This is a genomic window from Mycobacterium asiaticum (assembly GCF_001673315.1).
Taxonomy (GTDB): domain Bacteria; phylum Actinomycetota; class Actinomycetes; order Mycobacteriales; family Mycobacteriaceae; genus Mycobacterium; species Mycobacterium asiaticum_B.
The window spans coordinates 15,452-27,911 of record NZ_LZLQ01000151.1 but is presented as its reverse complement, the minus strand read 5'-3'; the positions used below and the strand labels follow the sequence as shown (position 1 = coordinate 27,911).

The following is a 12,460-nucleotide window of genomic DNA, read 5'->3' as shown; positions in this document are numbered from 1 at the left end:
CCACCCCCGCCACCGCCTACACCAGCCGACCCAAAGCCGACCCAGCAACCCGCATCGACACCCACAACCGCGTACGCACCGACCGCGTCGACCAAGCCGGATCAATCACCCTGCGCGTCAACGGCCGCCTCCACCACATCGGCATCGGCCGCACCCACTACCGAACCCGCGTCCTGATCCTCGTCCAAGACCTCAACATCAGAATCATCAACGCCGCCACCGGAGAACTACTCCGCGACTTCACCCTCGACCCCACCAGGAACTACCAACCCACCGGCGCACCCAAAGGCCCCACACGGAAAAAGCCCCGAACCTAACGTAGGTTCAGAGCTATTCCGATGTCTTGCGACATCACATAGTAGCGGGGACAGGATTCGAACCTGCGACCTCTGGGTTATGAGCCCAGCGAGCTACCGAGCTGCTCCACCCCGCGTCGGTAAACGCAAGGCTACCCAACCCGTGCTGCACTGACCAAATCGCGCGGTCAACCGCACGAGCGGGACGCTTGCGGTGCTGGTAGCTGGGTAGTACCACGAAGTGACCCGCATCCCCACACCGCCCGAGGAGACGACCATGTCGCACCGCCTTGGGCCGAAGCTGGTCAACTTCGCCACCGAAATCGCCGCCGACACCGTCGCGCAGGCAAAGCTGACCGCATCCATGCCGTTCGTTCACCCGCACGTCTCGCTGATGCCCGACGCGCACCTGGGCAAGGGATCCGCCGTCGGCACCGTCATACCTACCAAGGGTGCGGTGATTCCCGCGGCCGTCGGCGTCGACATCGGCTGCGGCATGGTCGCGGCGAAGACGCGGTTCACCGAAAACGATCTGCGCGCCAGATTCGACGGCGACTACACCCCTAAGCTGAAGAAACTGCGGCATCTCGTCGAGGACGCCATTCCCCTGTCGCCGGGAAATTACAACAAGACCATGCAGCGCTTTCCGTTCACCGCCAACAAGCACAACGCGCTTCTCAAACTGCAGACCGACCTCGGCGTGGACCTGTCCCACAGCCCGAAGTGGATGCAGCAGTTGGGATCTCTGGGCGGCGGTAACCATTTCATCGAGCTCTGTCTGGACACCGCCGACAACGTCTGGCTGTTCTTGCACAGTGGTTCACGCGGGGTAGGCAACAAGATCGCCCAGCGGCACATCAACATCGCACTCGATCAATGCTCAAACGACCCGACAATCAAACTGGCCGACCGTGACCTCGCGTTCCTAAAGGAGGGCACCAACGAATTCGACCGCTACCTCAAGGATTTGGAGTGGGCGCAACGGTTCGCTTACCTCAACCGGGCGGAGATGATGGATCGATTCGTGCACGTCTTCGCGGAGTGGTTCGGTGTGCAGGCGCAACGCGTGGAATCCGAGCGCATCAACACCCACCACAACTACACCGCCCGAACCACCATCGATGGAGGAACCGTCTGGCTCACCCGCAAAGGAGCGATCGACGCAACTGAGGGCAAGCTGGGCATCATCCCCGGCTCCATGGGTAGCCGGTCGTACATCGTGCGGGGCAAGGGAAACCCCGACGGGTTGTGGTCGGCACCGCACGGCGCCGGCCGCCGGTACAGCAGGACGAAGGCGAAAAAGCTGTTCTCCGAACAGGATCTGGCCGAAGCGATGGTGGGCATCGAATACCGGCACGGCAAGGCGTGGATCGACGAAATACCGCAGGCCTACAAGGACATTGACCAGGTGATGGCCGACGCCGAACCGCTTGTGGAGATCGTCACCTCGCTGCGCCAGATCATGAATGTCAAGGGCACCTAGACGTCCGGCAGGCGCTTGCTGAGTTGCTCCATGGTCAGCAGTTCCCGCCGCTCGTCGTCGAGGTAGGGAATGCCGATGCCGTACTCCTCCCACCGGTCAGCCACTCGCGCCTCCAGCGCCGGGGAGATCGTGTTGACCGCCGGGTAGTGGCGCCCGCCCCATTCCGGGCGCGGTTCGAACTCCCAACTCCGGGTGGCGTCGATGAGCACCCGGGTCCATTCGCCGCTGCCGTACTTCGCCATGTCCTGTTTCTGCGGCGGCGTGGACGGATCCAGCGGTGAGCCGAGAGTTGGCCCGTAGAACGAGATGTCACCGAGGCCGGCGTTGACCCGGTAGGCCATGGCCCAGTCGAGGGCCTCCGGATCGTGGATGTCGATGTCCTCTTCGACCACCGTGACGTTCTTGTAGAACCAGATGGATCCGCTGGTCCCCCACAACGCGGCGGCGACTTGCTGCGCGTGCCCGCGGTAGGCCTTGTGGATTTGAACGACGATGTTGGTGCCGTTGGTCACCTGTGACATCCACACGTCGGTGACGCCCCTGACCCCCAGGCTGTCGAGCAGATTCCAGGCGATCGCCGAACGCGCGTAGTTGATCATGGAGTCTTCCACCAGGAATCCCGGCCGCATCCCTTCGAGAGAGCCGCGCAGCACCGGATCGTTGCGATGGGTGATCCGCGTGACCCGCAGCACCGGCGTAGGCGTCGCATGGCCGTCGAGGTATCCGGGGTACTCCGCAAACGGCCCCTCCGGGAGGAACGTCGCCGGGTCCGGGTCCAGGTATCCCTCGACGACGATCTCGGCGCTCGCCGGCACATGCAGGGGCACCGTCTCGCAGGCCACCAAGTCGACCGGACGGCCGAGCAATGCGCCCATCATGTCCCACTCGCAGACGTCCTTCGGGAACGGACTTCCGGCGCAGAACGGCAGGACGTCGTGCCAACCGTACACAATTGCCACCGGCATCGGCTCTGGCTTGTACTGCTGCAGATGCCCACCCCATCCCTGGATGGGCGCAAGCAGCTTCGCGATTTTGTCCCGGTCGGCGATCATGCCCCGGTAGACGCCGATGTTGTCGCGCCCGGTGACTTTGTCCTCGGTGACCACGCCGCAGAACGTGTCGATGTACCGACCGCCATCGGTGGCATGCCATTTCGGGGCCGGAAACTCCCAGAGGTTGATCTGGTCACCCTCGACGATGTTCTCTTTTACCGGGCCGGACTCCACTATGCGCGGCGGAATCGGTTGCTTGAAAGCCTCTTTGAGATGACGCACGACTGCAGCATCACTACTACCCTCCGGCAAGCCCAACATGAGTCGGATCTGCCGCCGGTTCCCGATCCCAGACGTCAGAAACTTTGTGCACCGGGTGTTTTCGTGACCATTGATGTTTTCGAACAGCAATGCAGGACCGCCGAGCGACAGGTTCGCGCGGGTGACGGCGCCGATCTCCTCGTCCCAGTCGACACGGGTGGTGACGTGGCGCAGTTGGTCGGCGGCCTCGAGCGTATCCATCCAGCTACGCAGATCGGGGCCGCTGTCAGGGCTGCTTGGCTGCAGCGCGGAAATCTCGGTGGCGGTGCTCATGTTGTCAGCTCCAACTCGTGACCGTTGACGGGCTGCGGACTGTCCTTCCACCGCTCGATCAGCGAATGTTCGATTCCGAGTTGGTCGATGACGCGCCCGACCACGTAGTTCGTCACGTCGTCAACTGAGGAGGGCCGCGCGTAGTAGGCAACCGTCGGCGGGAAGATCACCGCACCGGCACGCGACAGGTAAAGCATGTTCTCCAAGTGGATCTCACTCAGCGGTGCTTCACGTGCAACCAAGACCAGTTTGCGGCGTTCCTTCAAGGTCACGTCCGCGGCTCGAGTGATCAGGTTGTCGCTGAAGCCGATTCGGATGGCGCTCAACGTCTTCATGCTGCACGGACAGACGACCATGCCGTCGGTCCGGAATGACCCGCTGGAGATTCCGGCGGCCAGGTCGCGAGCACTGTAGACATGTGCAGCCAGGGCTCGGACGTCGTTGACGGTGTAATCCGTCTCGAGTTTGATAGTGGCCCTTGCCCAGTCGCTGAGCACCAAATGGGTCTCGACATCCAGGTCACGCAGGACTTCAAGCAGGCGGACACCAAGCACAGCGCCCGTCGCGCCGGTCATGGCGACTACTAAACGCATTGCCGTTCTCCTTCGTTCACTCGGTCGACTGTGTTGTCTTGCAGTGTGTTTCGCCGGAAGATGCCCAGAAGGATCAGCGCCACTGCCGTCAGGAACGCGTAACGCATGCTGCGGAATCCGAGCAACACAATCCGCTCCTGCCATGCCGTTCCGTGATGCCCTTGGGACAGAGTCGGATTGGCGGCGGCAGTACCCAATGCCGCGCCGAGCGCGGTGAACAGCCAGTTGCCGTAAGTGCCGTAGAGCGTCGTCCAACGGGCCACCGGTTCGACCTCCGGCGGCAGATCCACGTGATCCCATATCGCACCCAAGGCCATCAGGAAGGTCCCGTTCATCACTCCTTCCAGATGGGCCGACAGGGCCATACGCATGTTGGTGAAGCGCCGCTGCTGGGTACCTGTCACCAAGCCGAGGAAGAACAACGCCACCCCGTGCCGGACCAGACTGTGGCTTGTTGTTTGTAATTGGGCCATGAGAAACACCTCCTGGATCGCGATGGATCAAGCATGGGCCGCCGGAGGGTTCAGCGACAAGTGACGAAGAGACGTCTGTCCCACATTTACCGTCGCCAAGCGCAGGCCCGGCAATCAGCTGGCCGCGGCCGCGGCGAACGGTCGCTGCGCGACCATGCGCAACATCGTCGACGGGCGGAACAACTCTGCGCGAGGACCCACCATGTTCATCAGCTGCAGGAATCGCTGGACCATCACGGGATCGCTTTGCGCGGCCCAGATCAACCGGTCCACGAGAGCGTTCCGGACCCGCACCGACGCGGTGCGCTTACCTGGTATCTGCGGCAGTGCCAGGTCCGAACTCACGGCTGTTTGCCAAGCGACGGCAATCTCCTTGGCAGCGAGACCGAAGAACCGGCGCGCAAGGCGTTCGTCGCCCTGTCGCAGACAATCACGCAGAACCAGCGCTTCGATAGCGGCGACCGACATCCCTTGTCCATACAACGGGTTAAAACTGCACATGGCGTCCCCCATGACGATCAAGCCGTCGGGCGTGCGCGCCAGCTTGTCGTAACGTCGCCACCGGTTGGAGGGAAACTTGTACTGCGTGACGTCGGCAAGGGGTTCCGCGGAGCGCGCGGCCGCCAACACATGCGCGGGTGCAATCCCAGTCAGGCAATTGAACAGCTCGACACGGTCAGTGGGGGCCGGCTGCCCCGCCAGCGTTTGCAGCGCCAACATGTAAATATCGCTTTCGCCGGCGAACATGGCAAAAGCCATCGGACGGCTGGGTTCGGCCGCCCGCAGGGTGATGTTTTCCCGCAACGTGCCCGGCGCTACGTACACCGGCAGGCCGGAATAGGTGACGTGCACCTTGAGTTCGTCTTCACGCGGCCGGCTGTAGCCGAGTTGCTCCAGGAATACCGGGGTGCGCGAGCCCCGCCCGGTCGCATCCACGACAAAATCTGCGGGCAAGGTCTCTTCGGAGCTGGCCAGGTCACGGCGAGCCACCACTACACCGTTGACGCGGCCCTGTTGGTCGGTCGACGTCAGCCGCACCGCGTCATGCCCGTCCCGGAACTGCACGTTGGGTATGGCCCGCACGCGGCAACGTAAACGCCATTCCAACAACGGCCGGTGCGCGTAATGGATGACGAGGGAGTCAGGGTCGGGGATGTTGCCGGAACCGAGCAGCTGGTGTCCGCCGAAGTTCATGCACAGCCTCGACAGGTCGCCGTCGTCCCAGACGCGCGCACCATGAGCGACCAGGTCGTCGAGGAAGCCGGGGAACAGCAGTTCCATAGTCTGCGTTGCGCGGGCTGCCGGGATATGCGGCAGCCCGCCTTGCGGTACTCCGCGGCGTGTCACTGGTCCATCCGGCAAGAGATCACGTTCGACCACGGTCACGACGCCGTAAAAGTCGGCCAGCACCCGCGCCGCCAGGAGCCCAGCAATGCTGGCCCCGAGAACTACAGCGTTGTCCCTATTTTCAGCACTTTCAGCCAAAATCATCTCCTCTTCGACGCTGGGCAACAGCCAGTCTTGGGGAGGTGAGAAGTCGACGGCACTCGAAATTCGGACAGCCTGTCCACGAATAGCGACATCTCGATCGGACCGCCGGGCGATGAGCCGCGCTACTGAGGTAGAACTGTTGGGGGTCCCCGGCTCAGCTGGAAAACACTGGTGCACAACAGACTTGAATGCACCAACGCGAACGGTCTGAAATGGGAAGGACACGTGAACCAAACGGAAACTTACGTGCTTGTTCCGGGAAGCTGGCACGGAGGATGGTCATGGCAGCCCGTCGCCAACCGGCTGCGCGCGGCTGGTCAGAAGGCACTTACGTTGACACTGCCCGGTCTCGCGGACGGTGACGATCCGACAGGCTACCGCCTGCAAGATGCGGTCGATCACATCGTCGGTGAAGTGCGTCGCGTCGAGGACGCGAATGTTGTGCTGGTTGCCCATAGCTGGGGCGGTTACCCCGTCACCGCCGCTGCACGTCTACTCGCCGAACGGGTCAGCAAAGTGGTCTACCTGAATGCGCTGATACCGGTTCGAGGCAGGAGTCTTGTTGACGACGACCCTCCACACTTGCGCGAGTTGAATCTGCGTTTGATCGAAGAATCCCCGACGGGCTCCATCCCCGCCACGCTGAAAGACGTTGAGCAGGCGTTCATGCAAGGCGTTGCGCCCGAGCTGCAGCGGTTGGTGGCCGACTTACTCATGCCTCAGCCCGGGCGCTACTTCACCGATGCAATAGACGTCGATCCCGCCACACTTGGCGTCCCCACCGCCTACCTGGCCAGTGAACACGATCATGCCCTGCACTGGCCGGCCGCAGAATTCGCCGCGCGCCTGACGGTCGAACCCACCGTCGTTCCCGGAACCCACAATGCCTTGCTGACTCACCCGGACGAGATCGCCAACGCGATCCTGGCGGCCTGAATCCATGCAGGCCAGCTCATCCCACCGCGGAAAGCCCGGCCGGGACGTCCTGCTGAGGTGGCCACAACGGTTCGGGCACCTCGACCCCGAACGGTGAGTCCCAGTGGTTACGGGATGAAACCTCCTGCACGGGACGCCGATTGGCGGCGACCCCCCACTTGCCACGCGGGTAGCCGAGGGCCAGCATCGCCGACATCTTCCAGCCCTCCTCGACGGGCACACCGAGCATTTCGTTCACCGTGTCCTCGAAATTGCGGAGCACCATGGTCATCACCCCGCCGACACCTTCGGCGCGGGCGGCCAGCAATGCACTCCAGATCGCCGGATAGATGTTGGCGCCACCGAGGTCGTCGATGGCAAAGACGAACAGCAATAACGGAATCTCCTCGAAATGGTCCGCCAGATAGTTCCCAGAACCCTTGATTCGACGCATCGTCTCAGCGTGGGCGGCCGGATCCACACCGGGTGCCGGCGTCGCCATCGGCCCCGTTCCGGTGCTGAACTTCTCGTACTCGACAGCGCGTGCTTGTCGGAACAGTTGCGCTAGTTCACCTTTGAGTTCCGGATCGTCCACCGCCACAAAGTGCCAGCGCTGGGTGTTACCCCCGTTCGGGGCGCGAACGGCAGCGTCGAGAATGCGGGCCTGCGTGTCCAACGGAATCGGATCCGGTCGCAACCGCCGCATCATCCTGGTGGTGTACAGCGCTTCGTAAACGTCCATTTCCTGCTTCCTTTCTGTTACTCGGGCCAGCTGTTGTTGTGGATGATGTCGACGAAGTTCTCCCGCTTGAAGCTCGGATCGAAGTGTGCCAGCACGTCGTCGTTCATGGTGCCGAAAGTGCTTGCGGGACGGTGCTTCATACCGTTGTTGAACGCCGCGATGATGCGGTTCTTGAAGTCCGGGCGCGGGTGCGCGGCGGTGACCGCGTCCAGCGCCTCGGGCACCAGGTCTTCGCGGCCCATGCCGAGCACGTCCGTCTCGACACCGGCTGTGACCAAAGCGATTTCGGGGTCCAGGAATTCCGGCACTCCCGGGGTGGTGTGCAGAGCGATGCCCAGCCATACTTTCTCCGCGTCAGCCGGGTCGTAACCACGCTCCAGCAGGAAGTCACGTGCCGCGTTGGCACCATCGACTTCGAAACGCAGCATGGAGGTCCGGTAGCGCGCGGTAAGGCCGATGTCGTGGAACATCGCCCCGACATAGAGCAACTCCAGGTCGGGTTGCAGACCCAACCGACGGCCATGAAGCGCCCCGAACAAGAACACCCGCCGGGAATGGTCGAAGAGCAGGTCGTCTTCCACGTCGCGGATGTACTCCGTAACCTCGCGTACCAGGGCGGTGTCAGGGATCACGACCCCGGCGATGGTTTCTATCGATTGAGTGGCCATGGGTTCCCTCCTCGGTTGAATGAACTCAGTGTGCAGGCCACCGCCGTATTTGCTGGTGGCCGTTTGTGCCGTCATTCCCACAAAATGCGACACAGCCGGGACAATGGGTGGATGCGGTCTCCCAATGGCGCCTCCGGTGCCCCGCGCGTGGTGGTGATCGTCGTTTTCGACGACGTGACGATGTTGGACGTCGCGGGGGCAGGTGAGGTGTTCGCCGAGGCTAACCGCTTCGGTGCCGACTATCAGGTGAAGTTTGCCTCGGTGGACGGCCGCGACGTGACCACCTCGATCGGAGCCCGGTTGGGTGTCACGGAGGCCCTGTCGTCCATCGAGCGCGCGGACACCGTGATGGTTGCCGGCAGCGACAACCTGCCGCGCCGCGCAATAGACCCTGAACTCGTCGAAGCGGTCAAATCCATCGCGGGCAAAACCGGCCGGCTCGCATCGATTTGCACGGGCTCGTTCATCCTGGGACAGGCCGGCCTGCTCAACGGACGACGCGCCACCACCCACTGGCATGACGTCCGGTTATTCGCTCGGGCGTTTCCGAGCATCACGGTAGAACCGGACGCCATCTTCGTCCGCGACGGCAACATCTTCACCTCTGCCGGTATCTCGGCCGGCATCGACCTGGCGCTAGCACTCGTCGAGATGGATTACGGCAGCGAATTGGTTCGCGCCGTCGCACGGTGGTTGGTCGTATACCTCAAGCGCGCCGGCGGCCAATCGCAATTCTCAGTCCTGGTGGAGGCGGATCCCCCGCCAGAATCTCCGCTGCGCAAGGTCACCGACGCGATCTCGGCCGACCCGACGGCCCGCCACAGCGTGAACTCCCTCGCGACGCTGGCATCCCTGAGCACGCGGCAGCTGACCCGACTCTTCCAGTCCGAACTCGGCACCACACCGGCGCGCTATGTGGAAATGGTTCGGATCGACGCCGCACGCGCCGCCCTGGACGCCGGCCGAACCGTCTCCGAGACCGCGCGGCTGGCGGGATTCGGCAGCGTCGAAAGCTTGCGGCGAGTGTTCGTCGACCACCTCGGCGTCTCCCCGAAGGCCTACCGGGAAAGATTCCGGACGGCCGTGCGGGGCTGACGCCGGCCGAGCGCGCACTTAATGCCAGCGTTTGCGGCGTGTCGGTGTGCAGACACGCGCGCTCGCGGCCCCGGGTGAGCCGGCCGGATGACGGCACCGACCTACTTGGTGTTGTTGAACTTCGTGATCGCCTCGTCGAGGCGCTGCAGCGCAGACCCGTAGCCAGCGAAGTCACCCTTCTTCTGCGCATCCCGCGCAGCACCGATGGCAGCCTGGATCTCTTGCAGCGCAGCTGCTTTCGCCGAAGACAGACCGGCCGTTGCGTCCGGGGGCGGCGGCACCGCTGCCGTCGGCGGCGGCGGTCCAGGTCCAGCCGCCGGCGGTGGCGGCGGGTTGGCCGGCGGACTCGCCGGCATTCCGGCTTCGGTCGGCTGGATCCCGGTCGCGGCGGCACCGGCACCAGGCCCGAACAGCGCCGTCAGCGCATCACCCACGGTCGGACCGTAACCAACCTTGTCGTTGTACATCATCGCCACCCGGATCAGGCGTGGATACGACGATGCCGCGTCACTGGCACCCGGCGAGGCATAAACGGGTTCGACATACAGCAGCCCGCCCTGGCCCACCGGCAGGGTGAGCAGATTGCCCCAGCGGATGCGGTTCTGGTTGTCGCGGCCGATCACGCCGAGGTCCTGGGACACCGCCGGATCAGTGGTGATCGCGTTGTTGGCCAACTTGGGGCCATTGACCTGCCCCGGGATGGTCAGCACTGTGATCCTGCCGTAGGTCGACGGATCCGAACTCGCGCTGATATAGGCGGCCAGATAATCGCGCTTGAACCTGTTCATCGCGCTGGTCAGCTGGTATGACGCCGAATTGTCGTTCTTGGCAATGTTTTTCGCGACGATGTAGTACGGCGGCTGGTAACTGCTCGCGGTCGGATTCGGGTCCAACGGCACATCCCAGAAGTCCGATGTGGAGAAGAACGTCACGGGATCGTTGACGTGGTATTTGGCCAGCAGCATGCGCTGCACTTTGAACAGATCCTCTGGATAGCGCAGGTGTTCGGCGAGTTCGGGGCTGATATCGCCCTTGGGCTTGACTGTGCCCGGGAAGACCCGCATCCAGGCCTTGAGCACCGGGTCGTTCTCATCCTGCTGGTAGAGCGTGACGGTGCCGTCGTAGGCATCAACGGTGGCCTTCACCGAGTTGCGAATGTAGGAGACCTTCTTGTCCGGAGCCAGCCGGTTGAAGGCCACCTCGGTGGAGTCCGCGGTGGCTGACGACAACGACGTGAGCTCGGAGTAGGGGTAGTTGTCCAGGGTGGTGTAGCCGTCGATGATCCACACCATGCGCTTGTTGACGATCGCCGGGTAAACCGAGCTGTCGGTGGTCAGCCACGGCGCCACCGCCTCTACCCGCTGGGCCGGGTCCCGGTTGAACAGGATCCTGCTGTTGTTGCCGATCACGTTGGAGAACAAGAAGTTTCGTTCGGCGAACTTCGCCGCGAACACGCTGCGGGACAGCCAACTGCCGATCGGCACGCCGCCACCGCCGGTGTAGGTGTAGTTCTTGGTTTCGGTGCTGGTCTCGTAGTCGTATTCCCGGTCGGCGCCGGTCTTTCCGACGATCGCGTAGTCGGCGGCCGTGTTCGAAATCACCGGTCCGAAGTAGACTCGCGGCTGGTCCAGCGGCGCCGGCCCGTCCGACACGACGTTGCCGTTCGCGCCTACGACGTTGACCAGGAACTCGGGGTAGCCGCCGTTCTGGTTCGGGTCGTTGGCGACGCCACGCACCGTGTTGGCCGGCGACGCGATGAACCCGTTGCCGTGGGTGTATACGGTGTGCCGGTTGATCCAGTCCCGCTGGTTCTCGATCAACCTGTCCGGGTTGAGCTCCCGCGCGGCAACCACGTAGTCGCGCAGGTTGCCGTTGCGGTCGAGGTAGCGGTCGATGGACAACTGGTCGGGAAAGTTATAGAAGTTCTTGCCCTGCTGGAACTGGGTGAACGCCGGGCTGACGATCGTCGGGTCGAGCAGCCGGATGTTCGAGGTGGTGGCGCGGTCGGCGGCGACCTGCTGCGCGGTGGCCTGTCCGTCTCCGGTGTAGTTGCGGTAGGTCACCACGTCCGGTGTCAGCCCATACGCTTGTCTGGTCGCCGCGATACTTCGGCTGATGTATTCGCTTTCCTTCTGCGCCGCATTGGGTTTGACGCTGATCTGCTCGACGATCAACGGCCAGCCCGCACCCACGATCAGCGACGACAGCAGCAACAACACCAGGCCGATCGCCGGAATCCGCAGATCCCGCAGCGTGATCGCCGAGAACACCGCCGCCGCGCAGATCAGCGCGATCGCCATCAGGATCAACTTGGCCGGCAGCACCGCATTGATGTCGGTGTATCCGGCGCCGGTGAACGGCTTGCCACCGCGGGTGTGCGACAACAATTCGTATCGATCCAGCCAGTAGGCAACGGCTTTCAGCAATACCAGCACTCCGACCAGGCTGATCAGCTGAATCCGGGCCGAGCGGCTCAACACACCCGCCCGCCCGGTCAACCGGATACCGCCGAAGAGGTAGTGCGCCACCAGGTTTGCGACGAACGCCAAGAACACCGCGACGAACAGGTAGCTGAGCACCAGCCGGTAGAACGGCAACTCGAAGGCGTAGAAACCAAGGTCCTTGCCGAATTGCGGATCGGTGATCCCGAAGTCGCCGCCGTGCAGGAACAGTTGGATCCGCACCCAATAGCTCTGCGCCACCACACCGGCCAGCAGACCGATCGCGGTAGGCACTCCGATGCCCATCAGCCGCAGGCGCTGCAACACGACGGCGCGGTACCGCGCCACCGGGTCGTTGTCGTTGCTCGGGACGAACACCGGGCGGGCGCGGTAGGCCAGCGCCAACCCGCCGAACACGATGCCGCCGACCAGCAGGCCCGCCACCAGGAACACCACGATGCGGGTCATCAGCACAGTGGTGAACACCGACCGATAGCCCAGCTCGCCGAACCACAGCCAGTCGACGTAGGCGTCGATCAAACGGGGACCCGTCAGCAGCAACACGACCACAGCCAGGGCGATGAAGATCAAGATCCGGCTGCGCCGGGTCAGCTTCGGCATCCTTGCGCCCGGCCGCATTCCCACTGGTTACGCTCCCTGCTCAGTTTTTCCGACGG

General features: G+C 63.4%; 10 protein-coding genes, 1 tRNA gene and 1 pseudogene. 4 read left to right on the top strand and 8 right to left on the bottom strand.

Going from position 1 to position 12,460, the window contains the following annotated elements; genetic code table 11:
- A pseudogene (locus A5636_RS26725) lies at positions 1-317 on the top strand (IS481 family transposase); the annotation flags it as partial.
- 42 nt (positions 318-359) lie between these two features.
- On the opposite strand, the gene A5636_RS24585 reads toward A5636_RS26725, so the two are convergent.
- Positions 360-433, bottom strand: a tRNA-Met gene (locus tag A5636_RS24585).
- A gap of 140 nt (positions 434-573) precedes the next feature.
- Between A5636_RS24585 and A5636_RS24580 the strand changes: the two genes are divergently transcribed.
- Positions 574-1,779, top strand: a complete 1,206-nt coding sequence (locus tag A5636_RS24580; protein WP_065161253.1) for an RtcB family protein — start codon at positions 574-576, stop codon at positions 1,777-1,779.
- Here the strand turns inward: A5636_RS24580 and A5636_RS24575 are convergent.
- The 4 genes from A5636_RS24575 to A5636_RS24560 form a co-directional block, all read right to left on the bottom strand.
- Positions 1,776-3,365 (bottom strand): UbiD family decarboxylase, encoded by a 1,590-nt coding sequence (locus A5636_RS24575; RefSeq protein WP_065161252.1) that lies wholly within the window; start codon positions 3,363-3,365, stop codon positions 1,776-1,778. The two genes, A5636_RS24580 and A5636_RS24575, sit on opposite strands and share 4 nt — an antisense overlap.
- Positions 3,362-3,958 carry a UbiX family flavin prenyltransferase gene (locus tag A5636_RS24570; protein ID WP_065161251.1) on the bottom strand — a complete coding sequence of 199 codons (597 nt, stop codon included), beginning with the start codon at positions 3,956-3,958 and terminating at the stop codon, positions 3,362-3,364. The genes A5636_RS24575 and A5636_RS24570 overlap by 4 nt, the downstream gene beginning before the upstream one ends.
- Positions 3,949-4,431, bottom strand: coding sequence for a hydrogenase (locus A5636_RS24565; protein WP_065161250.1), 483 nt, complete (start codon positions 4,429-4,431; stop codon positions 3,949-3,951). Before A5636_RS24565 ends, A5636_RS24570 begins: the two co-directional genes overlap by 10 nt.
- A gap of 114 nt (positions 4,432-4,545) precedes the next feature.
- Positions 4,546-5,916 (bottom strand): FAD-dependent oxidoreductase, encoded by a 1,371-nt coding sequence (locus A5636_RS24560; RefSeq protein ID WP_155763991.1) that lies wholly within the window; start codon positions 5,914-5,916, stop codon positions 4,546-4,548.
- Positions 5,917-6,147: 231 nt separating this feature from the next.
- Between A5636_RS24560 and A5636_RS24555 the strand changes: the two genes are divergently transcribed.
- On the top strand, positions 6,148-6,858 hold the full coding sequence (locus A5636_RS24555) for an alpha/beta fold hydrolase (RefSeq protein WP_253900688.1): 711 nt from the start codon (positions 6,148-6,150) through the stop codon (positions 6,856-6,858).
- A gap of 16 nt (positions 6,859-6,874) precedes the next feature.
- On the opposite strand, the gene A5636_RS24550 is transcribed toward A5636_RS24555, so the two are convergent.
- Both A5636_RS24550 and A5636_RS24545 read right to left on the bottom strand, forming a co-directional pair.
- On the bottom strand, positions 6,875-7,579 hold the full coding sequence (locus tag A5636_RS24550; protein WP_065161249.1) for a nitroreductase family protein: 705 nt from the start codon (positions 7,577-7,579) through the stop codon (positions 6,875-6,877).
- Between the two features lie 17 nt (positions 7,580-7,596).
- Positions 7,597-8,247 carry an HD domain-containing protein gene (locus A5636_RS24545; RefSeq protein WP_065161257.1) on the bottom strand — a complete coding sequence of 217 codons (651 nt, stop codon included), beginning with the start codon at positions 8,245-8,247 and terminating at the stop codon, positions 7,597-7,599.
- A gap of 111 nt (positions 8,248-8,358) precedes the next feature.
- Here A5636_RS24545 and A5636_RS24540 point away from each other — a divergent pair, with 111 nt between their 5' ends.
- Positions 8,359-9,342 carry a GlxA family transcriptional regulator gene (locus A5636_RS24540; protein ID WP_172827309.1) on the top strand — a complete coding sequence of 328 codons (984 nt, stop codon included), beginning with the start codon at positions 8,359-8,361 and terminating at the stop codon, positions 9,340-9,342.
- A 101-nt stretch (positions 9,343-9,443) separates the two neighbouring features.
- Here the strand turns inward: A5636_RS24540 and A5636_RS24535 are convergent, their stop codons facing one another.
- Positions 9,444-12,428 (bottom strand): UPF0182 family protein, encoded by a 2,985-nt coding sequence (locus tag A5636_RS24535; RefSeq protein WP_065161248.1) that lies wholly within the window; start codon positions 12,426-12,428, stop codon positions 9,444-9,446.
- Positions 12,429-12,460: the final 32 nt, after the last annotated feature.

What these genes read in the sequence shown, in the direction of transcription:
- A5636_RS24580 (WP_065161253.1), top strand. Translation starts at nt 574, where the DNA reads ATGTCGCACCGCCTTGGGCCGAAGCTGGTCAACTTCGCCACCGAAATC.
- A5636_RS24575 (WP_065161252.1), bottom strand. Translation starts at nt 3,365, where the DNA reads ATGAGCACCGCCACCGAGATTTCCGCGCTGCAGCCAAGCAGCCCTGAC.
- A5636_RS24570 (WP_065161251.1), bottom strand. Translation starts at nt 3,958, where the DNA reads ATGCGTTTAGTAGTCGCCATGACCGGCGCGACGGGCGCTGTGCTTGGT.
- A5636_RS24565 (WP_065161250.1), bottom strand. Translation starts at nt 4,431, where the DNA reads ATGGCCCAATTACAAACAACAAGCCACAGTCTGGTCCGGCACGGGGTG.
- A5636_RS24550 (WP_065161249.1), bottom strand. Translation starts at nt 7,579, where the DNA reads ATGGACGTTTACGAAGCGCTGTACACCACCAGGATGATGCGGCGGTTG.
- A5636_RS24545 (WP_065161257.1), bottom strand. Translation starts at nt 8,247, where the DNA reads ATGGCCACTCAATCGATAGAAACCATCGCCGGGGTCGTGATCCCTGAC.
- A5636_RS24540 (WP_172827309.1), top strand. Translation starts at nt 8,359, where the DNA reads ATGCGGTCTCCCAATGGCGCCTCCGGTGCCCCGCGCGTGGTGGTGATC.